This is a genomic window from Actinomadura sp. SCN-SB (genome assembly GCF_043906805.1).
Taxonomy (GTDB): domain Bacteria; phylum Actinomycetota; class Actinomycetes; order Streptosporangiales; family Streptosporangiaceae; genus Spirillospora.
Window position 1 is genome coordinate 33528 of sequence record NZ_JBIMPP010000010.1, and the last position, 25321, is coordinate 58848.

Below are 25321 nucleotides of genomic sequence, written 5' to 3' on the forward strand. Positions count from 1 at the left end.
CGTACGGTCACGCACGCGGTGTTTACCTTCCGCTTCGCGGGAAGGCTGCCGTGCAGGACCTCGCAATCAGGGAGGTTAGCGTGTCCCTAATGATGAGTATCCGCCGCAAGCCGCGTGGGGTGTCCCTTTCGCGGTTCGGCCGCATGCAGATGGCGTGCCGCATGGGCGCGTCGAGTGCGGCGGAGCGGATCGGGCCGGCCGCCCGCGGTGCGCGCGAGGCCGCCGCCAAGGGTGTGCTCGCCGCACGCGGACGGAGCGCGCCCTGGCTGCGGAGGGCCGGTGCGTATGTGGCGGCGGAGCTGGGGCCCCGCGTCGGAAGGATGCTGTCGGACGCTGCCGAACGGGTGGAGCCGCAACATCAGCCCGTGCGCAGGCGGCGCGCCGCCGCGATGGCGTTGGTGGGCGTGGCCTCGGCGGTGGGTCTGGTGGGCGCGTTGATGACGAGGCGGGCCAACACCGCTTCGATGCCGGGGATGATGGCGGGGCCGGGCATCGAGTCGGTGCCGTCCGAGGTCGATGGTCAGGTGCGCTCCGCCTGACGGTCCATGGGGACGAGGGTGAGGGGCCCGGCCGCGATGGCCGGGCCCCTCGTTTCGCGGTCGGCTACCAGCCGGTACGGTGACGCCATGCCCCCGAAGACCTCGATCAAGCATCGGCTGGCGGCCCCGGTGCGCCGCGGGCTGCACCGCGCCGTGCACCGGGGCTGGGAGTGGATCCAGCGGCACGGGGAGATCACGCCGGAGACGCCGGGCCGCCGCAAGTTCGCCCATCTCGGCGAGGGCGTGTGCATCGGCTTCCCGGTCGGCGCCGTCTACGGCGAGCCGTGGATCTCCATCGGGGCGCACACCCTGGTCGGCACGCACTGCACGATCTCGGCCGGGTTCGTCCCCGGTCTCGACCTCGGCCCGGACCTGGTGGTCCGGATCGGCCGCGGCTGCTCGCTCGGGCGCGGGACGCACATCGTGGGCCACCAGTCGATCGAGATCGGCGACGACGTCTTCACCGGGCCGAACGTCTACATCACCGACCAGAACCACAGCTACTCCGATCCGGAGACGCCCATCGGGCGGCAGTGGCCGGAGAACAACCCGGTGGTCATCGGCGACGGCTGCTGGATCGGCACCGGCGCGGTGATCCTGCCGGGGACCCGGCTGGGACGCAACGTCGCGGTCGCGGGCGGCGCGGTGGTGCGGGGCGAGTTCCCCGACCACTCGGTCGTCGGCGGCGTCCCCGCCAAGGTACTGCGCAGCTATGACGCGGACCGGGGCTGGCAGCCGCCGCTGCGCAACGACCCGCCGGCCGGTCTGAAGGCGCTGGCCGGGCTCGCGGCCGAGGACGGCCTGAACGGCGTCCAGCGGCTCCAGGACGGGCTCGGCGGGGCGATCCCTGACGACCTGCGGGAGGAGGTGGGCTGAGCCCGCTCGCGCCTCCCTGAGAGACGTGAAGGGCCGGAAGCGTCGTACGCTTCCGGCCCTTCGTTCACCGCTTAGTTGGAACGGGCGGCACGGCGGTCGTTGCCGTCGCGGCGCTTGCCGCCGTTGTACTGGGCGTTGCGCCGCCCGCCGTGCGGAGTCCCGCGCCGCTCACCGTACGAGCCGCGCTCGCCGTAGGAAGGGCCGCGCTTGGCGTCGTGGTGACCGGAGTAGGCGCCTTCGTGATGCCCGTTGTGGTCACCGTCCTCGCGGCGGCGCGTTCCCCCGTCCTGACGGTCGAAGGAGCGCGGGCCGCGCCCGCCGAAGCGGCGGCCGCCGCCTCGCCTGCCGCCTCCGGGACGCCCGCCGCGTCCGTTCTCGCGGCGCGGGCGCTCCGGGATGATCGGGCCCTCGATCGGGATGCCGGACGGGGGCCGCGCGCCGGTCAGCCGGATCAGCTGCTCGTCGCCGAGCGCGACGCGGGTGCGGGGCGCGTGGATCCCGGCCCTGCGGGTCATCGCGGTGGTCGAGCGGACCTGGTGCGGCAGGACGAGCGTCACCACGGTGCCGCTCTCCCCGGCCCGCGCGGTACGGCCCGCGCGGTGCATGTAGTCCTTGTGGTCGGCGGGCGGGTCGACGTGCATGACCAGGCTGACGTCGTCCACGTGGATGCCGCGGGCGGCGACGTCGGTGGCGACCAGCACGCTGATCGTCCCCTCCCTGAACTCGGCGAGGGTGCGGGTGCGCAGGCCCTGGCTCTTGCCGCCGTGCAGGCCCGCGGCGCGGACGCCCACCTGCACCAGCTGCTTGGCCAGCCGGTCGACGCCGTGCTTGGTCCGGGCGAACAGGATGGTCCGGCCCTCACGGTTGGCGATCTCGGCCGTGATGGCGGTCTTCTCCTTGGGCGCCACCAGCAGCAGGTGGTGCTCCATGGTGTCGACGGACTCGTCCACCGGGCCGATGGCGTGCGTCACCGGGGCGCTGAGATAGCGCTTGACCAGGACGTCCACGTCCCGGTCCAGGGTGGCGGAGAACAGCAGCCGCTGCCCGCCGGGCTTGGCCTGGTCGAGGATGTCGGTGACGTCGGGCAGGAAGCCCATGTCGGCCATGTGGTCTGCCTCGTCCAGCACGACGATCTCGACGTCGCCGAGGTCGCAGGCGCCCTGGCGCATCAGGTCCTTGAGCCGGCCGGGGGTGGCGACCACGATCTCCACGCCGCGGCGCAGCGCGTCGATCTGCTTGAACATCGAGGTCTGGCCGATGACGGTCTTGAAGTGCAGGCCCATGGAGCGGCCGAGCGGCTCCAGGTTGGTCTGGACCTGCTGGGCCAGCTCGCGGGTCGGGACGAGGATCAGGCCGAGGGGACGCTTGGGCGCGGCGCGGCGGCCGGACAGCCGGGCCAGCATCGGCAGGCCGAAGGCCAGCGTCTTGCCGGATCCGGTCTTGCCGCGGCCGAGGACGTCGCGGCCGGCCATGACGTCCGGGATCGCGGCGGCCTGGATGGGGAACGGGGCCGAGATGCCCTGCCTGGCGAGTGCCGAGACCAGGGCGTCGGGCAGGCCGAGCTCGGTGAAGGTCGGGACGGTCTCCGGGGTCTCCGGGGCCGCCGACGGCTCCGAGGTGACGGGCTCCTGCGCGAGGTCGGTCGCGGGCAGGGCATTACTAGCGGGCACAGATGACACGCATTACCTTCCGAGAGGGGGGCACGTCTCGGGAGGCGTCACGGGGGCAGCGCGGTGCTGCGGAATGTGGCCTGCAAGGACGAGCCGGGGACGCCGTCGGTGGCGCCATGAGAACGATGCGGTAAGTGTAACGTCGCCGACGCACCTGCTTATGCCCCGGTCGCCTCATATAAACCTGGTGTGCACCCGTCCCCTGGCTCCTGGAGGCCACGGGCGGTGGCCTCTGTCACCCGTTTCAGCAGGCGCAGGAGAGGCCGGAGACGGGCGCCGTGAGCGGGTCGGGGGAACGCCGCACGACCTGGCCGTCACCGGTCTCGACCGGGAATCCCTCGCGTGCCCAGTACTCGAAGCCGCCGATCATTTCCTTCACCGGGTGGCCCAGCCGGGCGAACGCGAGCGCGGCCTTGGCGGCGCCGTTGCATCCCGGTCCCCAGCAGTAGACGATCACGGTGGCGTCCGCCGGGACCAGGCCGGCGGCGCGCCGCGGGATCTCCGCCGTGGGCAGGTGGACGGCCCCCGCGACATGGCCTTGCCTCCAGGCGTCGGCGCTCCGGGCGTCCACGACGACGACGCCGGGCGCGCCGCGTTCCAGGTCGGCGGCGACGTCCGACACGTCGGTCTCGAACGCGAGGCGGGCGGAGAAATGGGCGATGGCCTCGGCCGCGGGCGCGGCGGGGATCCGAAGGGTCTCAGACATGTCAGTCATCGTCCCGTTGTCGCGTTGTCCGCCGGAAGTGGCGTGAACGCCGTTAATGGCTAAGATTTCGCCATGATCCTTGATCCCCCCGCGCGGCGGCACCTGGTCGCGGTCGTCGCCTTCGACGGCATGGCGCCGTTCGAGCTGAGCTCGGTCGTGGAGGTGTTCCGGCCGCGCCCCGACCTCGGCGTCCCCTGGTACGACCTGCGGGTCTGCTCGCCGCGACCCGGGCCGCTGCGGTTTCTCGGCGGCTTCACCGTCACCACGGAACACGGCATGGACGTCCTCGCGGACGCCGACACCGTCGTGGTGCCGCAGGTGCCGGACATCCACGGCGACATCCCCGAGCCTGTGGTGGACGCCCTCAAGCGCGCACACGCCCGCGGCGCGCGGATCGTGTCGATCTGCTCGGGCGCGTTCGCGCTGGCCGCCGCCGGACTTCTCGACGGCCGTGAGGCCACCACGCACTGGCGGTTCGCCGACACGCTACGCCGCCGCTTCCCGCGCGTGCGGGTGACGCCGGACGTGCTGTACGTGGACGGCGACGACGTGCTCACCGGGGCGGGCAGCGCCGCGGGGCTCGATCTGTGCCTGCACCTGGTGCGCAAGGACCACGGGGCCAGAATCGCCAACTCGGTGGCGCGGCGGCTGGTGATCCCGCCGCATCGCGAGGGCGGCCAGGCCCAGTTCGTGGAGGCCGCCGTCCCGTCCGGTCCGGACCCGGCGGACGACCCGGTGGCCCGCGCGATGGCCTGGGCGCTGGACCATCTCGCCGAGCCGATCACCGTGGCGGCGCTGGCGGAGCAGGCCCGGCTGGCGCCGCGCACGTTCATCAGGCACTTCCACCGCACGACCGGCACCAGCCCGCTGCGGTGGGTGATCCATCAGCGGATCATGGCCAGCCTGCCGCTGCTGGAGAACGGCGCGCTGCCCATCGAGCGGATCGGCGCGATGGTGGGCTTCGAGTCCCCCGCCACGTTCCGGCACCATTTCGCCCGCGCGATGAAGACCTCGCCGTCCGCGTACAGGCAGATGTTCCGCACGTCCCTGGTGTCGTGACCCGCCACCGACCGCGGATCCTGGCGGTTCGTGGGGATATGGGGTGAACGGCGGGATGTCCGATCACGGAGGCGGCACAATCGGTGGAATGTTCGCATCGGGCGGAGACGGCGACCGCGAGGGGAACCAGGGCGGGCGCACGCCACCGCCGGAGCTGGAGGCGCTGGCCGCGCGGCGGCCGGGCGGCTGGGTGTACGAGATCGACGCCGCCTGGGTGGACGACCCGGACGGCTACGTCCCGCCCGAGGCGATCCGCGGGGCCTGGAAGGTGTCCGGCGAGGGACGGCTGACCGGCGAGTATCGCGAGAACCACCGGCACGGCCCGCCCCGGCACGACTTCTCCGCGCTCACCGAGCCCGACCACTGGCTGGACTGGCTGGGGGACGACCCCGGCGAGGCGGTGCTCACCGAGGTCGTCCGCATCCTGTGCCGGCAGATCGAGGGCACGGTCGTGGAGTGGATGAAGGTCGTGGAGACCCCGCGCTTCCTGACCGGCGGGCGGCCCAGCCCCGAGGACCCGGGCCGGGTGGTGGTCACCCGGACCGGGCTGGCCCTGCCGTTCGCCCTGATGGCGCGTCCCCCGCGGGGGCCGCGCTCGGTGGTGACGGGCGTGCTGAGCTGGGTCGCCGTGGGGCTGGACCGTCCCGGCGAACGGCGCGACCGCGTGTGGTTCGACATCGGCGCCGGCCTCGACCGGGCCGAGGAGGAGCTGCGCTCCCGGATCTACGAGCTCGACCGGCCGGGATAGCCCGCCCCGGTCCGTCGCGTTCAGCCGACGCGGTCGGCGTAGCGGGGCATGATGCGGCGCCGCGCGTAGGCCAGGTACAGGACGGACCCCGCCACGGCCACCACGCTGAACGTGATGACCATGCTCCAGTCGATGTACCAGGGTTCCGTGGTGTCGCGCGGCCAGATGATGTTGACCGTCTGGGCGGCCAGCCACACCGTCGCGACATAGGTGACGGGCGCGCTGAACCGGCCCAGGCTGAACGTCCCCGGCCGCCACGTGCCGCGCAGGTGCTGGAGCGCCGAACCCCACACCGGCAGGCCGAACGCGACGTAGAAGCCGATCGTGGTGAAGTTGACCAGGATCGAGTAGAGCGCCGAGCCGGACAGCAGCACGAACACGGTGGCGCCCACGGCGGTGAGCAGGATCGCGTTCACCGGCAGCCGCTCGGCGAACGCCAGCCGCCCCAGCACGCCCGAGCCGGGCAGCGCCTTGTCGCGCGCCGACGCCCAGATCACCCGGGACACCGCCGCCTGCACGGCCAGGAAGCTGGCGACGAACCCGATCACGAAGACGACCAGCAGCGGGCGCCCGATCCCCGAGCCGAAGTGGTGGACCAGCGTGTCGGCGACCGGGTCGCCGTCCGCGGCGGCCTTCAGGTCCGGGATGGCCAGGATCAGGCCGGCCGCCGAGTACATCACGATCGCGCCGACCGCGGCCAGCGCGAAGATCAGCGCCTTGGGGACGTCCCGCTCGGGCCGCTCCACCTCCTCGGCGATCGAGCCGGCCGCCTCGAACCCGACGAACGACCAGCCGACATAGGCGGTCGCCGCCAGCAGCGGCGCCCCCAGCAGCGGGGCGCCGCCGATGCCGTCGAACAGCACGCTCACCGGGTTCTCGCGGTAGAAGGCGAGCAGCACGGTCCCCAGCACCACCGAGGCCAGGACCTCGCAGATGAGGCTCGCGATGACGAGCACCTTCAGCGTGCCGCGTCCCACGATGTTGGCGAAGCTGCCGAACGCGAGGATGCCCAGCGCGGCGGCCGTCGTGGCGATGGTGCCCGGCTCGTCCATGCCGAGCGCCTGCAAAAGGAACCCCGCGGCGCCGTAGGACAGCGCGGACAGGGCGATGGTGAGGCCCCACATATAGGCCCACGCCGAGAACCATCCCGCCCCAGGGCCGTGCACGTGCCGCGCCCACTGGTAGACGCTGCCCTCGTACGGCCAGCGTGAGGCCAGCTCACCGAAGACGCATGCGACCAGCAACTGGCCCGTGAGCACGATGGGGAACGCCCACCAGAACCCCGGCCCGGCGGCGAGGAGACCCAGCGTGAAGATGGCGTAGAGGGCCACGATCGGGGACACGTCCGCGAAGGCCAGCGCGGTGGCCGAGCGGAGGTTGAACCCCTTGCGCAGCACCTGGCTTTCGTCGATGGTTCCTGTTGTGGGCATCATTGGCGTTCCTGCTCTTTCCTGAGTGAGGGGCTCGGCCTCACGGCCGTGGGAGGTGCCGGGGTCTCAGCCGGAGACCCCGGACGTGCCGGGCGATGTCGCCCAGGGGTGCGAGCCACACATCAGCCAGGCTCGCCACGTACTCGACGAACTCCTCCAGGGCCGCCGCCCGTCCGGGACGCCCCGAGAGGAAGGGATGCGAGGTCAGCACGAAACAGCCGCCGTCCTCGCGCAGCGCCTCGAACTCGGCGCGCCAGAGCTCGACCGCCTTGGCCGGGCTCTCGATCAGTCCCGACCCGGTGATCCCCGGGAGGAAGCAGTACTGCTCCCAGTCGTCCAGTCCCCAGTGGACGGGGATCTCCACGATCGACGCCGCGTCCTCCGTGTCCCCGACCGCGAGCTCGTAGGGGACGTCGGCGTCCATCAGGCTGGAGTCGTACAGGAAGCCGCGGTCGGCCAGCAGCCGCGGCGACGCGTAGGTCAGCTCCCACATCGGCGCCCGGTAGCCGGTGGGCCGCACCCCCGCGACCGTCTCCAACGCCTCCAGGCCCCGGTCCAGGATCTCGGCCTCCGTCCGCGGGTCCACGTCGATCAGCGGCTCGTGCAGGTAGCCGTGGTGGGCGATCTCGTGTCCCGCGTCCACGATCGAGCGGATCGCGTCCGGGTGGCGGTGCGCGGTGTACCCGGGGACGAAGAACGTCGACCGCACCCGGTGCCGCTCCAGGATCCGCAGCAGCCGCGGCAGCCCGGTCAGCGGCCCGTACGCCTGGTGGCTCATCACGCTCATCCGGGACGCCGCGGCCGGGAGCTCCGCCAGCACCACCGACTCCGCGTCCACGTCGAACGAGAACGACGCCGCCGAGGTCGCCTCGCCCGGCCAGGCCACCGGGTCCGCCGGCCTCACGAGGCCCTGCCCTTGGCCAGCAGGCTGACCAGCTCGTAGGTGACGGTCGCGGCGGCGATCGAGGTGATCTCGGCGTGGTCGTAGGCGGGCGCCACCTCCACCACGTCGGCGCCGACGATGTTCAGCCCGTCGAAACCGCGCAGCATGCCCAGCAGCTCCCGGCTGGTCATGCCGCCGCTCTCCGGCGTGCCGGTCCCCGGCGCGTACGCGGGGTCCAGCACGTCGATGTCGATCGACAGGTAGACCGGCGCGTCCCGCACCCGTTCCCGCACCCGCTCCACGACGCCGCGCACGCCCAGGTCGTCGATCTCCGCGCAGTGCACGATCGTGAAGCCGAACCTGGCGTCGTCCACCAGGTCGCGCGGGTCGTACAGCGGGCCGCGGATGCCGACGTGCGCGCTCGCGTCCCGCAGCAGCAGCCCCTCCTCGGCGGCGCGCCGGAACGGGGTGCCGTGCGTGTACGGCTCGCCGAAGTAGGTGTCCCAGGTGTCCAGGTGCGCGTCGAAATGCACGAGCGCGACCGGCCCGTGCAGCGCGTGCGCCACCCGCAGCGCCGGCAGCGCCACCGTGTGGTCGCCGCCGATCGTGACCGCCAGGCGGCCGTCCCCCGTCAGCTCCCGCAACCCCTCCTCGACCTGCCGCATCGCCTCCCCGATGTCGAACGGGTTGAGGCCGAGGTCGCCCGCGTCCACCACCTGGCACGCCGCGAACGGAAGCACGTCCAGGGCCGGGTTGTACGGCTTGAGCAGCCGCGATCCCTGCCGGATCGCGGCCGGCCCGAACCGCGCGCCCGGACGGTACGAGACGCCGCTGTCGAACGGCGCCCCGATCACCGCCACGTCGAAGTCCGGGACGTCGACGCTGCGCGGCAACCGGGCGAACGTCGTCAGCCCGGCGAAGCGCGGGAACTCCAGGGCGTTGGAAGGCCCGACGGTGGGTCGCGAGGGGCGCGGGGGCTCTTGGGAGCTCATTCTTTCCTTTCCGAGGGGTCGTTGACCGGGGGTAGGGCATCGCTAGATGCGGGTTCGGGTGGTGCCGCCGTTGATGTGGACGACCTGGCCGACGAGCGTGGGCAACCGGTCGTCGGCCAGGAACGACACGGCCGCCGCGATCTCGTCGGGGGTCGCGATCCGGCCCAGCGGCACCCGCGCCGCGTACCGGGCGCGGATCTCCTCGACCGAGACGCCGGCGTCGCGGGCGTCCACCTCGAGCTGCGGCGTGTCGATCACGCTGGGCGCCACCGCGTTCACCGCGATGTGCAGCGGGCCCAGCTCGCGGCCCAAGGATTTGGTCAGCGCGATCAGCCCCGCCTTGGACGCGGCGTAGGCGGTGGCGTTCGGCCAGCCGATCACCCCCCACTCCGACGCGATCAGCACCATCCGGCCGCCGCCGCGTTCCGACATCCCGGGCAGCACGGCCTGCGCGCAGGCGAACGCGCCGCCGAGGTTGGTGTCCACGACCCGCCACCAGTCGTCCAGGTCGTGCTCGGCCAGCGGCGCCATCGCCATGTGCGCCGCCCCCGCGACCAGGATCCCGATAGGCTCCCCCGCCTCCTCCTGGACCGCCGACACCATCCGCTCCACCGACTCCGGGTCGGCGACGTCGGCGGGCTCGCTGATGCCGCCCAGCTCCTCGGCCAGCTCGTCGGTCGGAGGGCCGTCCGGCCTGTCGGTCAGCGCCACCAGATGCCCATCGGAGGCCAGCCGGCGCGCCACCGCCCGTCCCAGCCCGCCCCCCGCCCCGGTCACCAGCGCCACCGCCATCAGATCACCGCCCCCGCGTTCGGCGAGATAATCTCCCCCACGCAGAACGTGCCCTCGTCCACCAGGTACGCGGCGGCGAGCGCGATCTCCTCCGGCCGGCTCATCCGGCCGGCCGGCAGCGTCTGGAGGTACGCGGGCCTGCGCCACGGCGACTCGGGAGGAAGCAGCGGCGTGTCGGTCGGGCCGGGCGCCACCGCGTTCACCCGTACGCCCAGCGGGGCCAGCTCGACCGCCAGCGCCCGGACCAGCCCGATCACCGCGCCCTTCGCGGCCGCGTAGTGCGCCTCGCCGTCACCGCCGCCGATCGCCAGCTCCGAGGACACCCCCACGATCGCCCCGCGCCCGCGCTCCGCCATCGCCGGGGCCACCGCGCGGCACACGTTCAGCAACCCGCCCAGATGGACCCGCAGCATCCGCCGCCACTCCGTCCACGGGATGTCGGCCACCGGGGTGATGGCGTAGTGGCCCGCCGCGCACACCGCCGCCTCCACCTGCCCCAGCTCGCGCTCGATCCGCGCGATCGCCGCGTTCACCTGGGTGGGGTCCGCCACGTCGACGCTCACGCCGTGCTCGACGTCCGTCGAGTGACGCAGGTCGAGCCCGGCGACGCGCCAGCCGCGCCGCGCCAGCTCGGCCACCACCGCCGCACCGATCCCGCTGGCCGCCCCGGTGACGAGAGCGACTCGTTCCGCCATACCCTTCCTCCTGATCGTGAGGATGCAAGGCAAACCCGATAACGGGGCAGGTAGCAAGGGTTTTGTGCGAAACTTGGCCAACCGCACCTCGAATGCGCCCGGCGCTCGTGGAGTTGTCCAACACCTGGTCATGCGTGCGTTACACGGCCGACTCATCGTGCGACGCTGAGGGGGTGAGCACTGACCATGCGGACCGGCTGCACCTCACCGTCGGACAGCTCCTTGAGGTGCCGCACTTCCAGTTGCGACTGGTCGCCGGGGCGGCGGGTCTCGACCGACCGGTCCGCTGGGCGCATTCCACCGAACTGCTCGACCCCGGCCCCTACCTCCGGGGCAACGAGGTCGTCCTGACCGTCGGCGCGTCCTTGACCGACCCGTCGCGCTGTGAGATGTTCGCCCGTTCCGTCCACGCCAGCAAGGCCAGCGCGATCGGGTTCGGCACCGGTGACGTCATGGACGAACCCCCGGAGGCCCTGTGCGAAGCGTGCGACGAGCTCGACCTGCCCCTGCTCGAAGTACCGCCGGAGGTCCCGTTCCTGAGCTTCACCGAGTGGTTCGCCGACCGGCTGGCCTCGTCCCGGGACAAGCAACGCGAACGCGAGGAGACCGGGCGCATCCTCGACATGGTGCGCAACGGGCTGGCCTCACCCGAGGTGTTGCGCGACAGGCTGGAGGCGGCCGGGCTGTCCACCGACACCGTGATCGTGCTGGCCGTGCCCGCGGAGAACATTCCCGAGCGGGTGGACGCCTCCATCGGCGCCGTGCTCGCCGTAGAGGGTGACGTCGGGCGTGTCCTGGTCAACACCGAACGGCACGCGGAGGAACTCGCCGTGGCATGGGGCGGAGTCGGAGGAATGAGCACGCCCGCGCCCCTGGAAAGCCTCGGGCAGGGCCTCTCGGAGAGCGTGCTGGCCCTGGAGGCGGCCCAGCGCGGCGGCCGCGCCATCGTCCGCGCCGCCGACCTGGCCACCTTCCAGGGCCTGCTGGGACGTCTGGAACGCCACCAGATCGCCCCGTTCATCGAGCAGATCGCCCGTCCCCTGGAGCAGTACGACGCCGCGCACGGCACGAAGCTGGTCGACACCCTTCGCGCCTTCCTCAAGACCGGCGGCGCCGTCAGTGAGACGTCCCGGGAGCTGTACCTGCACCCGAACACCCTGCGGCACCGCCTGTCCAGGATCGAGGCGCTGACGGGACGCAACCCGCTCGACTTCGAGGACCGCGTGGCGCTCGCCGTGGCCATGTGGGCGTCCTGAACCGTCGGTGGCGGCGGCTAGCGTCGCCTCGTGGCCGGCATCCGCTACACCCAGGGTGACGCGACCTCGCCCCAGGCCGAAGGCGCGAAGGTGATCGCCCATGTCTGCAACGACCTGGGCCGGTGGGGCAAGGGCTTCGTCCTCGCCGTCTCCGCCCGCTGGCCCGAGCCGGAGAAGGCGTACCGGGCGTGGTACCGCGAGCGTGCCCGCAACGACTTCGGGCTGGGCGCCGTCCGGTACGTCCAGGTCGAAGGGGACGTCTGGGTCGCCAACATGGTCGCGCAACGCGGAGTGAGACCCGGCAGGAAGAACGGGCCGCCGATCCGGTACGAGGCCCTTGACCGCTGCCTGGCCGCCTTGGGCGAGAAGGCGGGCGAGCTCGGCGTCACCGTCCACATGCCCCGCATCGGCTGCGGCCTGGCCGGAGGAGAGTGGCACCGGATAGAGCCCATGATCCTCCGCCACCTGACCGCGAAGGGGCTGCACGTCACGGTCTACGACGCCGATTTACCGTGAAACCGGGAGTGATGGGGTGATGAGTTTCCGTCCCGCGCGGGGTCGAGTCCTGTGAGAGCGCCGGTACGCGTTCCGGTGGACGGGGCCGGAGCGTGCGCTCGCGGACGGAGGCCGGCCGGAACGATGGTGGATCAGACGGAGTTCGCCCGCCTGGCGAACCCCTACAGGGGCGAGCTGCTCGCGCATTGCTATCGCATGCTCGGCTCCGTTCATGACGCCGAGGACCTCGTCCAGGAGACGTATCTCCGGGCGTGGCGGTCCTTCGACGGGTTCGAGGGGCGGACGTCGCTGCGCCGGTGGCTCTACCGGATCGCCACCAACCGGTGCCTGACCGCGCTGGAACGTGCCGCCCGCCGCCCGTTGCCCTCGGGGCTGTCACGTCCCGCCGAGGACGCGGACGTCCCGGTGACGCCCGGGGAGCCCGGGATGCCGTGGCTGGAGCCCGTACCGGACGCGCTGCTGCGTCCCGGCGGCTCGCGGGTCATCGGTGCCCGGGTGCCGTCCGGGCCGGACGATCCGGCGGCGATCGTCACCGGGCGCGGCAGCGTCCGGCTGGCGCTGGTCGCGGCGATGCAGCATCTGCCGGCGCGGCAGCGCGCGGTGCTGATCCTCCGGGACGTCCTGGACTGGCGTGCCGCCGAGGTCGCCGACCTGCTCGGCACGACCACCGCCGCGGTGAACAGCCTCCTGCAACGTGCCCGCGCCCGCATCGAGGAGGCGGCGGTCGCCGAGGACGAGGTCTCCGAGCCGGACGACCCGGCCCGCCGCGCGGTGCTCGACCGGTACGTCGCGGCGTTCCACGACGCCGACATGGCCGGGCTGTCCCGGCTGCTGAGGGACGACGCGATCCTGGAGATGCCCCCGTCCCCGACCTGGTTCCGGGGCCGCGAGGCGGTCATGCGGTTCCTCTCGTCCCAGTGCGCGGACGGGTTCGGCGGCAAACGCCTCATTCCCACGGCCGCCAACGGCCAACCGGCGGCGGCGGTCTACATTCGTGGCGCCGACGGGGCCTACCGGGCGCACTCCATCCAGGTGCTCACGCTGAGCACGCGCGAGCAGGACGGGACGTACGAGATCGCGCGGATCGTCGCCTTTCTCGACACGCGCCTGTTCGCCCTTTTCGGGCTGCCGGGGGCGCTTCCCGCTGAGGCCGTGCCATGAGCGGTGAGCTGGTGGAGGGGGTGGAGCTGCTCGAACGGGCGGTCGGTTACACGCTCGGCGCGTTGAGCAGGGTCACCAAGGCGTCGTTGTGCTGGCCGACGCCGTGCACGGGCTGGAACCTGAGGGCGTTGCTGCGGCATTTGGACGACTCGCTCGACGTCCTGTCCGAGGGGGCCGAGACCGGTGGCGTGCGTCCCGTCCGGGGCGCCCTGGCGCCCGCAGAGGACGTGGTGGCCTCCGTCCGAGTGAGGGCGGGCGCGGTGCTCGGCGCCTGGGCGGGGTTCACCGGCGCGGATGGTGACGATCACGCTCTGGCCGTCGGCGACCTGCCGCTGATGGCGAGCTGCGCGGCGGGCGTCGGCGCGCTGGAGATCGCCGTCCACGGCTGGGACATCTCCCGCACGCTGGGCCTGCGCCGCCCGATGCCGCCCGAGCTCGCCACGGACCTGCTGGAGATCGCGCGGCTGACGGTGGGCGACACCGGCCGCCACCCGCTGTTCGCCACCGCCGTCCCCGTGCCGCCGCACACCCGCGCGGACGACCGGCTCGCCGCCTACCTGGGCCGCGACCCGTCCCGCTGAGCCCCGTGATGAGTGGGAGCCCGCGCCGGGGTCTCGTCTGACAGAACGCTTTTCGTCGAAGCCGTAAGGAGAGCGGAATGTCGGAACGAGCGGGGACGGCGCGGCGCCGTCCCCCGCATGTGGTCTGGACGCTGGTGCTGGCGCCGATCGGGGTCTTCCTGACCGCCCTGGACGTGGTCGTGGTGTCCACCGCGCTGCCCGCGATCCAGCGGGAGCTCGGCGCCGGACTGGCCGATCTGGAATGGACGCTGAACGCCTACAACCTGGCGTTCGCGTGCCTGATGCTGACGGGCGCCGCGCTGGGCGACCGGTTCGGGCGGCGCCGGATGTTCGTCGCCGGCGTGCTGGTCTTCAGCCTCGCCTCGGCGGCGGCCGCCCTGTCGCAGTCGGCCGCCGAGCTGATCGCCGCGCGGGTGGTCCAGGGCGCGGGGGCGGCCGTGATCATGCCGCTGACCCTCACGCTGATCGTGGACGCCTTCCCGGCGTCCCGCCGGGGCACGGCGCTGGGCATCTGGGGCGGCGTGACGGGGCTCGGGGTGGCCGCGGGCCCGGTCGTCGGCGGCGCGATCACCGAGGGCGTCTCCTGGCAGTGGATCTTCTGGGTGAACGTCCCGGTCGGCCTGGCGCTGGCGGCGCTGTCCGCCGTGCGGCTGCGCGAGAGCCACGGACCGCGGTCGCGGCTCGACCCCCTGGGGCTCGTCCTGATCGCGGCCGGTCTGTTCGCGCTGACCTGGGCCCCGGTACGGGCACCGGCGATCGGCTGGGGGACCCTTGAGGTGATCGGGGCCGCGCTGTCGGGCGCGCTGCTGGTCGGCGCCTTCGTCGCCTGGGAGCGCAGGGCCAGGTACCCGATGATGCCGCTGGGCCTGTTCCGTGTGCGCGGCTTCGTCACCGCGAACGCCATCGGCTTCCTCCAGCAGATGTCGATCATCGGTTCGCTGTTCCTGCTGTCGCAGATGTTCCAGGTGGGGCTCGGCTACTCGCCGTGGGAGGCGGGCCTGCGGATCCTCGTCTGGAACGGGACGGTGATGGTGGTCGCCCCGATCGCGGGGGCGCTGGCCGACCGGTTCGGCGACCGTCCCGTCCTCATCGGCGGCATGGCCCTTCAGGGCGCCGGGCTCGGCTGGGTCGCGACGGTCGCCCAGACCGGCGTCGGGTACGGCACCCTCGTCGTTCCCCTGCTGGTCGCGGGCGTGGGAATCGCGCTGTGCCTGCCGCCCGTGGCCAACCTCGTCACGAGCTCCGTGCCGTTCGAGGAGGCCGGGGTGGCCGCCGGGGTCAACAGCGCCATGCGCGAACTCGGCTCGGTCTTCGGCGTGGCCGTCGTGGCGCTGATCTTCGCGTCCTACGGCGGCTACACCACCTCGTCGACCTTCATGGACGGAGTCCAGCCCGCCCTGTGGGCGGCGTCCGCGATCGCGCTCGCGGCCACCATCCCGGCCTTCCTGTCGCCGCGGAAGCCGGACGTTCGGCCGCCCATGATCCCCGCCGAAGGCATGGTCGCGGGCCCACGGGCCGACGGCCGGTCCCAGGTTCCGCCCGGCGAGGTCAGGGCGTCAAAGGGCGGTCGAGGACGGTGAGGGCGGCTGGTTTGTCGCCCTCCCACTCGATCGTGTCGTCTTCCGGTGAGACGCGCTTCCAGAGCATCAGGAACAGGGTTCGGGCAGGGGCGTGCAGGGTGGCGACCGGGGTGCCCGGGCCGAGGGTCCAGGTTTGGGCGGTGTCGGTCGTCGACAGCCGGATCGCCTGGTCAGGGGGTGTGGCTCGGGACAGTTCGAGCTGCCTCGGGTACATGGTGTCGATGACCTCGGCCACACCCTCGGCGGACAGCTCCGGGTCGAGGGGCGTGGCGCCGCCTGTGGCGTGCTCGGCGTCCCAGAGGTGCACCAGGGTTTCCATGCAGCGGCGGCGGCGCCAGAAGGCGACCGTGCGCGGCGGGTGGAACGTCCATGCCTCGGTGGACGGGTCGGCCTCCAGCGCGGTCAGCAGGGTCTCGCCGGTGGCGTGGAACCAGCGCTTCAGCTCGTCCCGGTCACGGGGTGGCGGGACGGGCTTGCGGCGTCCGTGTTTCTCGGTCACCGCGGTGGCCGACCAGAGGTTGCCGTTGCCCAGGTGGTCGGCGAGGTCGTACAGCGTCCAGTCGCCGCAGTGCTCGATCGGAGCGGTCAGGTCGTCGTCCAGGCATGCCTCGAAGGCGTTCAGGTCGCGGCGCAGGAAGGCCAGGAAATCCATGCCGTGACCGTATCCGTGTGGCCCTGACTGCTATGCGGTGGTCTGGCCGGGAAGGGTCGTCGGGAGGGTGATGCGGACGGTCGTGCCGCTGCCCGGCGCGGAGAGCAGCTCGGCCTGGCCGCCGTGGGCCGCGGCGATGGCGGCGACGATCGGCAGGCCCAGCCCGGCGCCGCCCTCGTCCGAGGCGCTGTGGAAGCGCTCGAAGGCGCGGGCGGCGTCCTGCAGCGGCATGCCGGGACCCTTGTCGGCGACCTCGATGACGATCGTCCGCGGGCCGCGGGTCAGCCGGACGGTGGCGCCCGTCCCCGCGGGGGTGTGGGCGCGGACGTTCGCGAGCAGGTTGGCGAACACCTGGCGCATGCGCGACTCGTCCACCACGGTCTCAAGCGTGCCCGGCGCGTCCAGGACGAAGGAGCGGCCGGGATCGGCGGCCGAGGCGTCGGCGACGGCGTCCCGGGCCAGGGCCGCCAGGTCGGCGGGACCGAACCTGAGCGACGCCTCGCGGTCGAGCCGCGCCAGTTCCAGCAGGTCGGCGACGAGGCGGCTCATGCGGCGCGCCTCGTCCTCGATGCGGGCCATCGCGTCCGGCAGCTCGTCGGGTCCCAGCGCGCCCTGCCGGTACAGCTCCGCGTACCCCTGGATGGTGGTGAGCGGCGTGCGCAGCTCATGGGACGCGTCCGCGGCGAACTCCCGGACCCGCGCCTCGGAACGGCTGCGCGCCCAGAACGCCTGCTCGATCCGGTCCAGCATCACGTTGATCGCGCCGGCCAGCCGGGACGTCTCCGAGCTGTGCCCCGGGTCGGGCATCCGCGCCCGCAGGTCGCCGCCGTTGGCGATGGCCTGCGCGGTCACGGCCATGCGGTCTAGGGGGAGCAGGCCGCGGCCGATCAGCCACCGGCCCAGGACGAGGAGCGCCGCCATGAGCATCGCGGCCGTGGCGACCTCGGCGAGGACGAGGTTGCGCACCGCCAGGTCGATCTCGTCCAGCGGGGTCGCGACGACGACCGCCCCGCCGCCCCGGGTGGGACGGGCGACGGCGCGCATCCCGGGCAGCGAGAACGGTTCGAGGCTGTCCGCGTGCGCCGCCACCCTGGCCGGGCCGAGCTCACGGACCCGCGCGACCGCCTCGTTCGGCTCGGCGTAGGCGCCGCTCAGCACGCGGATGCGCCCGTTCTGGGCGACGGTCAGCACGACGAACTGGGCGGGCGCCACGCCCTGGCTGGGCAGTCCGGGCCGGATCAGCCGGGACACGGCGCGGTCGCGGGCGCCGCGCAACTGCTCGTCCACCCGGTGCATGAGGTAGCCGCGCAGGACGACCGCGCTGACCAGCCCCATGATCAGCAGGCCGGAGAGGGTCACGGCGACCAGCCCGGCCAGCAACCGGTTGTTGAGGGTCGACAGCGGGTTCCTCATGGGCGCAGGGTGTAGCCGATGCCGCGCCGGGTGTGGATGAGCGGCGGCCCCAGCGGGTCCAGTTTGCGCCGCAGGTAGCTGATGTAGGTCTCCAGCACCTGGGCGTTGGCCTGGTGCGTCCAGCCCCACACGTTCTCCAGCAACTGGGCGCGCGTGAGCACCTGGCCCGCGTTCCTCATGAGGTACGCCAGCAGCTTGAACTCGGTGGGGGAGAGTTCGAGCTCGACGCCCGCGCGCCGCACGAGCCAGCTCGACTCGTCGAGTTCGAGATCGGCGACGCGCAGTACCTCCTTCTCCTGTTCCTTCGGAGGCGGGGCGGCCAGGGCCGCGCGGCGCAGCACCGCGCGTATCCGTGCCACCAGCGCGTCGATCGAGAACGGCTTGGTGACGTAGTCGTCGCCGCCCAGGGTGAGACCCGTGACGGTGTCGGACGGGGTGTCCCGCGCGGTCAGGAAGATCACCGGGACGTCGTCGCCCTCGTCCCGCAGCCGGCGGCAGACCTCGAACCCGTCGAAGTCCGGGAGCATCACGTCCAGCAGGATGATGTCGGGACGCTTCGCGCGCGCCTCCCGCAGCGCCTCGGCTCCCGTCGAGGCGGAGGCGGTCACGAAGCCGTGGAAGCGCAGGGCCGTCCCGACCAGATCACGGATGTTCGCCTCGTCCTCCACGACGAGGACCAGTTGCCTGTCACCCATCGGTCCGCCCCTGCCCCGGTCGGTCAACACACCCCGACGTTACGCGGTGGCGGCTACCGCTTCTTCGGGACGAACAGGAAGGCCGCGGTCCGGGCGGTGCCGGCGCGCTCGCCCCGGACGATGACCTGGTCACCGGACGCCAGGGCGCTCACCTTGGTCTTCTCGCCGTTCTTGTGGACGCGGGTGTCGCCGTCGGTCGTCCACGTCCAGGCCACGCCGTCGGCGCTGCGGACCGTCACGGTCGCGCCGGACACGCCGGTGATCTGGCCGCGCTGCCAGGTGGTCACATGGAACGAGCCGTCCCTGCGCCTGACGGTGGCCTCCCCGTGCACGCCCCGCGCGGCCCGGCGCAGGTCGTGCCGCAAGGGACGCTGCTTGCCGTGCCGCCATTCCCCCTTGCGGGGGGGCTTGGGGTGCTCGGACGCGGTCGGCTTCGGTGACGCGGAAGGCGACGGGTCATCGGCGAACGCCGGGACGGCCACGTACAACCCGACACCGAGAACGCCCGCGGCGGCGGCACCGGCCGCAAACGACTTCCTGTTCACTTTCGCTCGCATGCAAGACACCTAACCGTGGGTTCCTGACAGCAGTCCGCGGAAAAGGCTGGGAGAAGCCTGGGAAACACCGTCAGCCGGGCTCGGCGAGGGTCTCCAGGATCTGCTCGCCGTATTTCGCGAGCTTGTTCTCGCCCACCCCGTTCACCGTGCTCAGCTCGGTCAGCGAGGACGGCACCGCGGTGGCGATCTCGCGCAGCGTGGCATCGTGGAACACCACGTACGGGGGGACGCCCTGCTCGCGGGCCGTGGCGGTCCGCCAGGCGCGCAGCCGCTCGAAGATGGGCACCGCCTCGGGCGGGAGGTCGGCCGGGGCCTTGCGGTCCTTCGGCGCCCTCGACGTCCGGGCGGCCTTCGCGGCCTTCTCGGCGACCTCCGGCTGCCGGCGCATCGTCACGGTGCGCCGCCCGCGCAGCACCTCGGCGCTCGACTCGGTGAGGACGAGAGCGCCGTAATTGCTCTCCACCGCCATCAGGCCCTGGGCCAGCAGTTGCCGGACGACGCCGCGCCATTCCGTCTCGCGCAGTTCCGTGCCGATCCCGAACGTGCTGAGCGAGTCGTGGTCGAACTGGATGACCTTGGCGTTCTTCTTTCCGAGCAGGATGTCGATGATGTGGCCGGCGCCGAACTTCTGCCGGCGTTCGCGTTGCAGCCGTACGACCGTGGACAGGACCTTCTGCGCCGGAACCGTCGCGTCCCAGGTCTCGGGCGGTGACAGGCAGGTGTCGCAGTTCCCGCAGGGCTCGGCATCCTCGCCGAAGTAGTTGAGCAGTTGCACGCGGCGGCAGCCCGCCGCCTCGCACAGCGCCAGCATCGCGTCCAGGTGCAGGCTGAGCCTGCGGCGGTGCTGCTCGTCCCCCTCGGAGGAGTCGATCATCTTGCGGAGGTTGACGACGTCCTGGAGCCCGTAGGCGAGCCACGCGGTGGACGGCAGCCCGTCACGTCCGGCGCGGCCCGTCTCCTGGTAGTAGCCCTCGACCGACTTGGGCAGGTCGAGATGGGCGACGAACCGGACGTCCGGCTTGTCGATGCCCATCCCGAACGCGATCGTCGCCACGATGACCAGTCCGTCCTCGCGGAGGAAGCGCGCCTGGTTGGCGGCGCGCGTGGCGGCGTCCAGCCCGGCGTGGTACGGCAGCGCCTCGATGCCGTTCGCGGTGAGGAACTCGGCGGTCCGCTCGACCGAGTTGCGCGACAGGCAGTACACGATGCCCGCGTCGCCCGCGTGCTCGGTGGTCAGCAGCCGCAGCAACTGCCGTTTGGCGTCGGACTTGGGCTCGATCCTGTACTGGATGTTGGGACGGTCGAAGCTCGCCACGAAATGCCGCGCGTCCTTGAGGTCGAGGCGCATGGCGATCTCTTCGCGGGTGGCGGGCGTCGCGGTGGCGGTCAGCGCGATCCTCGGGACGTCCGGCCAGCGCTCGTGCAATCCCGACAGCGTCAGGTAGTCGGGACGGAAGTCGTGCCCCCACTGCGCCACGCAGTGCGCCTCGTCGATCGCGAACAGCGCCACGGTGCCCCGGTCGAGCAGGTTGACCGTCGCCGGGACGCGCAGCCGCTCGGGCGCCAGGTAGAGGAGGTCCAGCTCGCCCGCGAGGAACTGCGCCTCCACCATGCGGCGCTCGTCCAGATCCTGGGTGGAGTTGAGGAACCCGGCCCGCACGCCCAGCGCCCGCAGCGCGTCCACCTGGTCCTGCATCAGCGCGATCAGCGGCGAGATGACGACGCCGGTGCCCTTCCTGACCAGCGCGGGGATCTGGTAGCACAGCGACTTGCCGCCGCCGGTCGGCATCAGGACCAGGGCGTCGCCGCCGTCCACCACATGGTCGATGATCTCCTGCTGGCCGTCCCTGAACGCGTCGTACCCGAAGACCCGGCGCAGCACCTCGGCCGCCGACGCCCCGCCGGTGCCCTCGGCGGGGTGGAGCAGGGGCGCGAGCTCGCCCTCGGGCGCGGTGCCCGGATCGAAGGCCGGATCGAAGCCGGGGTCGAAGCCGGGATCGAACTCCGGGTCCGGTTCGTACTCGGGATCGAAGTAGGGCTCGGGTGGGATCTCGCTCTCCGGGGAAGGCACCGATTCATCTTAGGGATCCGTGCCGACACCGGACCGCGGATGCCGGAACCCTCGCGGGGTTCAGAGGGATTCGATCAGGTCGCGGTCGATGGCGCGGAGGTCGTCGGTCTCGTACGCGGCGAGGGCCAGCGCGTCGGGCGCGGGCGGGTGCCGGGGACGGGGGACGGCGATCACCCGCATCCCGGCGGCGTGGGCGGAGCGCAGCCCGTTGCCGGAGTCCTCGATCGCCACGCAGTTCTCCGGCGGCACGTCCAGCCGGGCGGCGACCATGAGGTAGCCGTCGGGCGCGGGCTTGCCCTGGTCCACCTCCTCGGTCGACACGGTGACCCTGAACAGGGAGTCCAGGCCGACCTCGGCGAGGAGCAGGTCGATGAGGGCGCGGGGGGACGAGCTGTTCAGGCCGAGCGGGTAGGCGTCCGCGAGCCGTCGCACCGTCTCCACGGCGCCCGGCAGCAGCGGGACCTCCTCCGCGTACCGGAGGCGCATCCTGTCGATCACCTCGTACGCGACGTCCTCCGGCGAGAGCCGCCCGCCCAGCAGGTCCTCGGCCAGATAGGACGCCCATTCCTCGGTGCTCATCCCCATCAGCCGGTCCTGGCTGTCGGGGAGCCAGCGCCCGCCGCGGTCGGCCACGTAGGAGCGGCGGACCTCCTCCCACACCGGCTCCGAGTCGATCAGAACACCGTCCAGATCGAACACGACCGCGCGTACGTCCATGGACCACTCCCGGCTCGAACCTCGGCTGACCCGCACCGGTCCATTACCCGTCGGATACCGGAGGAATCGCGAGCGAGCATTTCCGTAAAGGGCCGGTGAGCTGGATAAATAGGGCAATGCACACAAGATCCTATTAAGTCTGGCATGGTGGGTGTCCCGCGCCTCGCCTCCGGAGAGTGAGCTGGAGAGGAGATCCCCAATGGTGTTGCTCGGACTGCTCATGGCCGCGGCGGCCGTCACCGTGGCGGTGGGCGTCGTGGCGGCCAACGAAGGAACGGCCACCCTGACCGCCTTCGGCGAGACCGTCCCCTTCGTGAACAACCAATGGCAGGTCTTCCTCGCCGGCGCCGCCGTCGCGGTGGTCTTCATGGTCGGCGTGATGTTCCTCTTCATGGGCGTCGGCCGCAGCCTCCGCAACCGGCGCGACCTGCGTTACCTCCGCGAGGAGCACGAGGAGTCGCTGACCACCCTGGAGATGGAGAAGCGCCGCCTCCAGCGCGAGCTCGCCCGCGCCCGCGGCGGCGACCCCGGGTCGCCCTCGGCGCCCGGCGCTCCCGCGCCTTCCGGGCCTCCCGTGGACGGCCGTCCCGTCGCGGGCCCGGCCGCGCGGGCGGCCCACCGCGCCGGCGGGCCCATGGTGGGCTCCTCCGCCGCCTCGTCCTTCTTCGACAGGACGGACTGACGCGCCGGCGTCCGCCCGAGGACCGAGCCGGTGGTCCCCGGAGATGACCGGGACGGCGCCGAAAATCCCCGCGCGGGCTGATGGTTCCCGCGCCTTCTCCGGGCAGGATCGTTGACGTGCGGATACTCATCAAGGTAGTGATCACGGCCGTCGCGCTGTGGGTCGCGACCGTGCTGGTCGCCGGGGTGGACGTCGAGGGGGACACCCTCGGCCGCCGGGCGCTCACGCTGGTCGGGGTCGCGGTGATCTTCGGCCTGGTGAACGCGATCATCAAGCCCATCGTCAAGACCCTCGGCTGCGCCCTCTACGTGCTGACCCTCGGCCTGTTCGGGCTCGTGGTCAACGCGCTGCTGCTGCTCCTCACCGGCTACGTGGCGGGTGAGCTCGACCTGCCGTTCACCGTCGACGGCTTCTGGCCCGCGTTCCTCGGCGCGATCGTCGTCGGCGTGGTCGGCTGGCTGCTCGACCTGCTGGTCAAGGACGACTAGCGGCCGCGAACGGCGACCGCGCCAGCCGGTCCGCGCCCGCGTGCCCCTCGTACTCGGGGTGCGCGGGCGGTGCCTCGTCCGCGCCGCCGCCCAGCAGGACCCAGCGCCGGGCCCGGACGGCGCCGACCAGGAAGTCCGCCTCGTTCAACGCCCCGGCCCCCGCCACCACGAGCGTGTCGAACTCCGCGTCCGCCCTGGTGGCGCCCACGGTGAACGGCGTGCCGCAGACCAGCGCCGCCGTGCGCAGCAGGACGTCGCCGGTGTCGTCGCTCGGGACCTCACCGGTCGGGCCGGACACCGGGAAGCCGTCCTCGGCACGGTTCAGCTGGGACGTGAGCCGCTCGATCCGGGCCATGGCGGACCGCTGACGTGTCGCGAGCACCTCCGGGTCGACCGGTCCGCCGCCGCAGATCTCCTCCACGTTCGCCCGGGAGCGGGCCTCCGCCGCCGTGGCCGCCTCGAACTCGCTGGACCGGACCGACAGCTCCTCCTCGGCCTCGCCGCGGCGCCGCGCCAGCAGCGCCTCGGTCTCCGCGACCCTGGCCACGGCCGCCTCCGTCTCGGCCCTCGCATGATCGTGCGCGGCCCTCGCGGTCTCGTACTCGCGCCGGGCGACGGCCAGCCGTCCCTCGATCTCCTGGGCGATCCGCTGCGCGTTCGCGGCCAGCGCGCTCGCCTGCGTGGCCCGGTCGACGGCCTCGGCGGCGCGCTGTGCCTTCTCCTGGTGGTCGGCGGTCGCGGCCGTCCGCTCCTTGGCCAGCCGGGACAGTTCCGCGGCGAGCTGCCGCTGCGCCTCCTGCGCCGCCGTCAGCCGTGCGGCGCCCTCGTGCAGGAACGCCTCAAGCTGCGTGCGGTACGTCTGCGCGCGCTCGGCGGCGTCCTTCGCCTGCGCCGCCCGCTTCGCCGCCTCGTCCGCCTCCCGCGTCAGCGCCTTCACCTCCGCCCGCAGGTCCTTCAGCTCGGGCGGCGGCGGCGCGACGTGCAGCCGCTGGCTCAGCGACCGCTTGCGCCGACGCGCCGACAGCGCGGACTCGGCCGCGGCCAGCCGGTAGTAGCGGGTGTGCCCTTCGGCGTCCGCCGCCGCCGACTCGGCCGCCAGCCGCTCGGCCGACTCGATGGCACCCGGCAGGTCGTCGCGGGCCCGTGCCAGGTCCACGGTCAGCGTCTCTTCTTCCTGCTGCGCCGCCTGAAGCTCCGTCCGCGCCTGCGCGTTGCGCTCCTCCAGCGCGTTGCAGCGAGCCAAGGTGGCCTCGGCGGTACGGGTGAGCCTGCCGGCCTCCTCCGCCTTGGTGTCGGCCTCCATCTGGAGCCGCTGCGCCTCGGCGCGGGGCCCCTCCAGCTCGGCCACGACCTCGGCCTGCGCCGCCTCCAGCCGTTCGGCCTCGGCGGCGGTCCGCACCACCTCCTGCTCGGCCGCCTCGACCGCGGCGCGCATCTCCTCGATCCGCGCCGCCAACCCGGCCAGCTCCGCGTCCAATTCCTGGCGGCGCCGTTCCCTGGCGGCCTTGAGCGATTCCAGCAGCGCCTGATCGCGCGGCCACTGCTCCAGCCACATCAGCGCGCGTTGCAGCTTCCGCGCCTCGTCGGCCCAGGAGTTCGGCCACGCCTCCCCCAGCGGACGGGCCACCACCGAAAGGACACGTGCCTCCGGCGCCCGATCGTCCTTGATCTCGGCGGGCGCCGGTTGCGGGACCTCCTGTGGTCGTGTCACCTCCACCGGGGTCACGGGCCTGAACTCGACCGTGCGGTTGGCCCCGTCGTCCCTCAGCGGCGCTTCGGCCGGCCGCGCGGTGGCCTCCGGCGCGGGCGGCGGTTCCGGGACGGGCGGCGGCTCCTCCGCGGCCGTGGCCACCAGCACGGTGAGCACGCCGTCCCCGGCCGCCCGCGCGATCTCCTCGGCGCGCGCCTCGGTGGGCGCCAGCACCAGGGTCCGCTCGCCCTCGCGCAGGGCCTCCTGGACGGCCTCGCCGACCGGCAGGCCCCGGGTCACGTCCTGGGCTTCGGCGGCCACCAGCAGGCGGGCCAGCTCCTCCGCGTCTCCCGCGATCTGACCGTCCCGCATGGCGCGCAACGCGGCGAGCTGCCCGCTCCACCCGAGGACCTTCGTGTCCTTCTCCCTGAGGCGCCGCTCCAGCCCCTCGTAGACCTCGATCAGGGTCTCGCACGCCTCCGACGCCAGCTCTCGCACGGACGGCTCGTCGGCCTCCGGCTCGTCCGGCTTCTCCGGCGGGTCCGGCTCGTCGGGGGCGTCCGCCACCATCTCCTCGACCTCGGTGGTCACCTCATCGGGGAGCGGCACCGTCCCACCGCTGGGACCAGTGGTGGCGTCGTCGGGGACCGGAAGGGGCGAGGTCGCGTCGTCCGAGGCCGTGACCGACGCGGCGGCCGGCTCCTCGGTGGCCGAAGCCGGGACGCCGGGAACGGGCAGCGCCTCAGTGGGGGAGTCGGCGGTGGTCTCCTGGGACGACGGCTCGCCGGCGTCGTCCAGGAGATCGTGCTTCCGGCTGTCCGGTTCTGGTGGGTGCTCCACGCCTCATCCCGTTCCGTCGCTTCGGAGCCCTA

Annotated in this window: 25 protein-coding genes; 11 read left to right on the forward strand and 14 right to left on the reverse strand. The window is 72.8% G+C overall.

The window, feature by feature from the left end; genetic code table 11:
• Positions 1-89: 89 nt before the first annotated feature.
• Both ACGWYJ_RS08840 and ACGWYJ_RS08845 read left to right on the forward strand, forming a co-directional pair.
• Positions 90-539: a hypothetical protein gene (locus ACGWYJ_RS08840; protein ID WP_395105189.1), complete on the forward strand. Its 450-nt coding sequence runs from the start codon at positions 90-92 to the stop codon at positions 537-539.
• Positions 540-626: 87 nt separating this feature from the next.
• Positions 627-1415, forward strand: coding sequence for an acyltransferase (locus ACGWYJ_RS08845; RefSeq protein WP_395105190.1), 789 nt, complete (start codon positions 627-629; stop codon positions 1413-1415).
• A gap of 71 nt (positions 1416-1486) precedes the next feature.
• Here the strand turns inward: ACGWYJ_RS08845 and ACGWYJ_RS08850 are convergent, their stop codons facing one another.
• A complete protein-coding gene (locus tag ACGWYJ_RS08850; protein ID WP_395105191.1) occupies positions 1487-3094 on the reverse strand; it encodes a DEAD/DEAH box helicase in 1608 nt (535 codons plus the stop codon).
• A 235-nt stretch (positions 3095-3329) separates the two neighbouring features.
• Positions 3330-3791, reverse strand: coding sequence for a rhodanese-like domain-containing protein (locus tag ACGWYJ_RS08855; RefSeq protein WP_395105192.1), 462 nt, complete (start codon positions 3789-3791; stop codon positions 3330-3332).
• Positions 3792-3863: 72 nt separating this feature from the next.
• On the opposite strand from ACGWYJ_RS08855, the gene ACGWYJ_RS08860 reads away from it, so the two are divergent.
• Together ACGWYJ_RS08860 and ACGWYJ_RS08865 are read left to right on the forward strand one after the other, a co-directional pair.
• On the forward strand, positions 3864-4850 hold the full coding sequence (locus tag ACGWYJ_RS08860; protein WP_395105193.1) for a helix-turn-helix domain-containing protein: 987 nt from the start codon (positions 3864-3866) through the stop codon (positions 4848-4850).
• An 88-nt stretch (positions 4851-4938) separates the two neighbouring features.
• On the forward strand, positions 4939-5598 hold the full coding sequence (locus ACGWYJ_RS08865) for a hypothetical protein (protein WP_395105194.1): 660 nt from the start codon (positions 4939-4941) through the stop codon (positions 5596-5598).
• Positions 5599-5618: 20 nt separating this feature from the next.
• On the opposite strand, the gene ACGWYJ_RS08870 is transcribed toward ACGWYJ_RS08865, so the two are convergent.
• The 5 genes from ACGWYJ_RS08870 to ACGWYJ_RS08890 are packed head-to-tail and all read right to left on the reverse strand — an operon-like array spanning position 5619 to position 10390.
• The gene (locus tag ACGWYJ_RS08870; protein ID WP_395105195.1) at positions 5619-7028 is read right to left on the reverse strand and encodes an APC family permease; all 1410 of its coding nucleotides are present in this window, start codon (positions 7026-7028) and stop codon (positions 5619-5621) included.
• 40 nt (positions 7029-7068) lie between these two features.
• Positions 7069-7932 carry a polysaccharide deacetylase gene (locus ACGWYJ_RS08875; protein ID WP_395105196.1) on the reverse strand — a complete coding sequence of 288 codons (864 nt, stop codon included), beginning with the start codon at positions 7930-7932 and terminating at the stop codon, positions 7069-7071.
• Positions 7929-8903, reverse strand: coding sequence for an agmatinase (gene speB / locus ACGWYJ_RS08880; protein ID WP_395105197.1), 975 nt, complete (start codon positions 8901-8903; stop codon positions 7929-7931). The genes ACGWYJ_RS08875 and speB overlap by 4 nt, the downstream gene beginning before the upstream one ends.
• A gap of 42 nt (positions 8904-8945) precedes the next feature.
• Positions 8946-9695, reverse strand: a complete 750-nt coding sequence (locus ACGWYJ_RS08885; protein WP_395105198.1) for an SDR family NAD(P)-dependent oxidoreductase — start codon at positions 9693-9695, stop codon at positions 8946-8948.
• On the reverse strand, positions 9695-10390 hold the full coding sequence (locus ACGWYJ_RS08890) for an SDR family NAD(P)-dependent oxidoreductase (RefSeq protein WP_395105199.1): 696 nt from the start codon (positions 10388-10390) through the stop codon (positions 9695-9697). Before ACGWYJ_RS08890 ends, ACGWYJ_RS08885 begins: the two co-directional genes overlap by 1 nt.
• 173 nt (positions 10391-10563) lie before the next feature.
• On the opposite strand from ACGWYJ_RS08890, the gene ACGWYJ_RS08895 reads away from it, so the two are divergent.
• The 5 genes from ACGWYJ_RS08895 (at position 10564) to ACGWYJ_RS08915 (ending at position 15484) form a co-directional block, all read left to right on the forward strand.
• On the forward strand, positions 10564-11646 hold the full coding sequence (locus ACGWYJ_RS08895; protein ID WP_395105200.1) for a PucR family transcriptional regulator: 1083 nt from the start codon (positions 10564-10566) through the stop codon (positions 11644-11646).
• 30 nt (positions 11647-11676) lie between these two features.
• Complete coding sequence (locus ACGWYJ_RS08900; RefSeq protein ID WP_395105201.1) at positions 11677-12162, forward strand: macro domain-containing protein; 486 nt, start codon at positions 11677-11679, stop codon at positions 12160-12162.
• A 123-nt stretch (positions 12163-12285) separates the two neighbouring features.
• On the forward strand, positions 12286-13323 hold the full coding sequence (locus ACGWYJ_RS08905; RefSeq protein WP_395105202.1) for a sigma-70 family RNA polymerase sigma factor: 1038 nt from the start codon (positions 12286-12288) through the stop codon (positions 13321-13323).
• Positions 13320-13904 carry a TIGR03086 family metal-binding protein gene (locus tag ACGWYJ_RS08910; RefSeq protein ID WP_395105203.1) on the forward strand — a complete coding sequence of 195 codons (585 nt, stop codon included), beginning with the start codon at positions 13320-13322 and terminating at the stop codon, positions 13902-13904. Before ACGWYJ_RS08905 ends, ACGWYJ_RS08910 begins: the two co-directional genes overlap by 4 nt.
• 77 nt (positions 13905-13981) lie before the next feature.
• Positions 13982-15484: a DHA2 family efflux MFS transporter permease subunit gene (locus ACGWYJ_RS08915; protein ID WP_395105204.1), complete on the forward strand. Its 1503-nt coding sequence runs from the start codon at positions 13982-13984 to the stop codon at positions 15482-15484.
• Here ACGWYJ_RS08915 and ACGWYJ_RS08920 read toward each other — a convergent pair.
• The 6 genes from ACGWYJ_RS08920 to ACGWYJ_RS08945 all read right to left on the reverse strand — a co-directional run bounded on the left by ACGWYJ_RS08920 (position 15453) and on the right by ACGWYJ_RS08945 (position 21589).
• Positions 15453-16136: a maleylpyruvate isomerase family mycothiol-dependent enzyme gene (locus ACGWYJ_RS08920; RefSeq protein WP_395105205.1), complete on the reverse strand. Its 684-nt coding sequence runs from the start codon at positions 16134-16136 to the stop codon at positions 15453-15455. The genes ACGWYJ_RS08915 and ACGWYJ_RS08920 overlap by 32 nt on opposite strands.
• 30 nt (positions 16137-16166) lie before the next feature.
• Positions 16167-17549 carry an ATP-binding protein gene (locus ACGWYJ_RS08925; RefSeq protein WP_395105206.1) on the reverse strand — a complete coding sequence of 461 codons (1383 nt, stop codon included), beginning with the start codon at positions 17547-17549 and terminating at the stop codon, positions 16167-16169.
• A complete protein-coding gene (locus ACGWYJ_RS08930; protein ID WP_395105207.1) occupies positions 17546-18244 on the reverse strand; it encodes a response regulator transcription factor in 699 nt (232 codons plus the stop codon). Before ACGWYJ_RS08930 ends, ACGWYJ_RS08925 begins: the two co-directional genes overlap by 4 nt.
• Before the next feature lie 53 nt (positions 18245-18297).
• Positions 18298-18801 carry a hypothetical protein gene (locus ACGWYJ_RS08935; RefSeq protein WP_395105208.1) on the reverse strand — a complete coding sequence of 168 codons (504 nt, stop codon included), beginning with the start codon at positions 18799-18801 and terminating at the stop codon, positions 18298-18300.
• A gap of 70 nt (positions 18802-18871) precedes the next feature.
• Positions 18872-20872: a DNA helicase RecQ gene (gene recQ / locus ACGWYJ_RS08940; RefSeq protein ID WP_395105209.1), complete on the reverse strand. Its 2001-nt coding sequence runs from the start codon at positions 20870-20872 to the stop codon at positions 18872-18874.
• A gap of 60 nt (positions 20873-20932) precedes the next feature.
• Complete coding sequence (locus tag ACGWYJ_RS08945) at positions 20933-21589, reverse strand: HAD family hydrolase (protein ID WP_395105210.1); 657 nt, start codon at positions 21587-21589, stop codon at positions 20933-20935.
• A gap of 199 nt (positions 21590-21788) precedes the next feature.
• Between ACGWYJ_RS08945 and ACGWYJ_RS08950 the strand changes: the two genes are divergently transcribed.
• Together ACGWYJ_RS08950 and ACGWYJ_RS08955 are read left to right on the forward strand one after the other, a co-directional pair.
• Positions 21789-22271 (forward strand): hypothetical protein, encoded by a 483-nt coding sequence (locus ACGWYJ_RS08950; RefSeq protein ID WP_395105211.1) that lies wholly within the window; start codon positions 21789-21791, stop codon positions 22269-22271.
• 116 nt (positions 22272-22387) lie between these two features.
• A complete protein-coding gene (locus ACGWYJ_RS08955; protein WP_395105212.1) occupies positions 22388-22759 on the forward strand; it encodes a phage holin family protein in 372 nt (123 codons plus the stop codon).
• Here the strand turns inward: ACGWYJ_RS08955 and ACGWYJ_RS08960 are convergent.
• Positions 22746-25289, reverse strand: a complete 2544-nt coding sequence (locus tag ACGWYJ_RS08960) for a hypothetical protein (protein WP_395105213.1) — start codon at positions 25287-25289, stop codon at positions 22746-22748. The genes ACGWYJ_RS08955 and ACGWYJ_RS08960 overlap by 14 nt on opposite strands.
• Between the last annotated feature and the right edge of the window lie 32 nt (positions 25290-25321).

Coding starts and splice junctions, on each gene's coding strand:
- ACGWYJ_RS08890 (WP_395105199.1), bottom strand. CDS start 10,390: ATGGCGGAACGAGTCGCTCTCGTCACCGGGGCGGCCAGCGGGATCGGT.
- ACGWYJ_RS08860 (WP_395105193.1), top strand. CDS start 3,864: ATGATCCTTGATCCCCCCGCGCGGCGGCACCTGGTCGCGGTCGTCGCC.
- ACGWYJ_RS08915 (WP_395105204.1), top strand. CDS start 13,982: ATGTCGGAACGAGCGGGGACGGCGCGGCGCCGTCCCCCGCATGTGGTC.
- ACGWYJ_RS08870 (WP_395105195.1), bottom strand. CDS start 7,028: ATGCCCACAACAGGAACCATCGACGAAAGCCAGGTGCTGCGCAAGGGG.
- ACGWYJ_RS08845 (WP_395105190.1), top strand. CDS start 627: ATGCCCCCGAAGACCTCGATCAAGCATCGGCTGGCGGCCCCGGTGCGC.
- ACGWYJ_RS08905 (WP_395105202.1), top strand. CDS start 12,286: ATGGTGGATCAGACGGAGTTCGCCCGCCTGGCGAACCCCTACAGGGGC.
- ACGWYJ_RS08920 (WP_395105205.1), bottom strand. CDS start 16,136: ATGGATTTCCTGGCCTTCCTGCGCCGCGACCTGAACGCCTTCGAGGCA.
- ACGWYJ_RS08910 (WP_395105203.1), top strand. CDS start 13,320: ATGAGCGGTGAGCTGGTGGAGGGGGTGGAGCTGCTCGAACGGGCGGTC.
- ACGWYJ_RS08925 (WP_395105206.1), bottom strand. CDS start 17,549: ATGAGGAACCCGCTGTCGACCCTCAACAACCGGTTGCTGGCCGGGCTG.
- ACGWYJ_RS08865 (WP_395105194.1), top strand. CDS start 4,939: ATGTTCGCATCGGGCGGAGACGGCGACCGCGAGGGGAACCAGGGCGGG.
- ACGWYJ_RS08945 (WP_395105210.1), bottom strand. CDS start 21,589: ATGGACGTACGCGCGGTCGTGTTCGATCTGGACGGTGTTCTGATCGAC.
- ACGWYJ_RS08935 (WP_395105208.1), bottom strand. CDS start 18,801: ATGCGAGCGAAAGTGAACAGGAAGTCGTTTGCGGCCGGTGCCGCCGCC.
- speB (WP_395105197.1), bottom strand. CDS start 8,903: ATGAGCTCCCAAGAGCCCCCGCGCCCCTCGCGACCCACCGTCGGGCCT.
- ACGWYJ_RS08930 (WP_395105207.1), bottom strand. CDS start 18,244: ATGGGTGACAGGCAACTGGTCCTCGTCGTGGAGGACGAGGCGAACATC.
- ACGWYJ_RS08885 (WP_395105198.1), bottom strand. CDS start 9,695: ATGGCGGTGGCGCTGGTGACCGGGGCGGGGGGCGGGCTGGGACGGGCG.
- ACGWYJ_RS08840 (WP_395105189.1), top strand. CDS start 90: ATGATGAGTATCCGCCGCAAGCCGCGTGGGGTGTCCCTTTCGCGGTTC.
- ACGWYJ_RS08950 (WP_395105211.1), top strand. CDS start 21,789: ATGGTGTTGCTCGGACTGCTCATGGCCGCGGCGGCCGTCACCGTGGCG.
- ACGWYJ_RS08855 (WP_395105192.1), bottom strand. CDS start 3,791: ATGTCTGAGACCCTTCGGATCCCCGCCGCGCCCGCGGCCGAGGCCATC.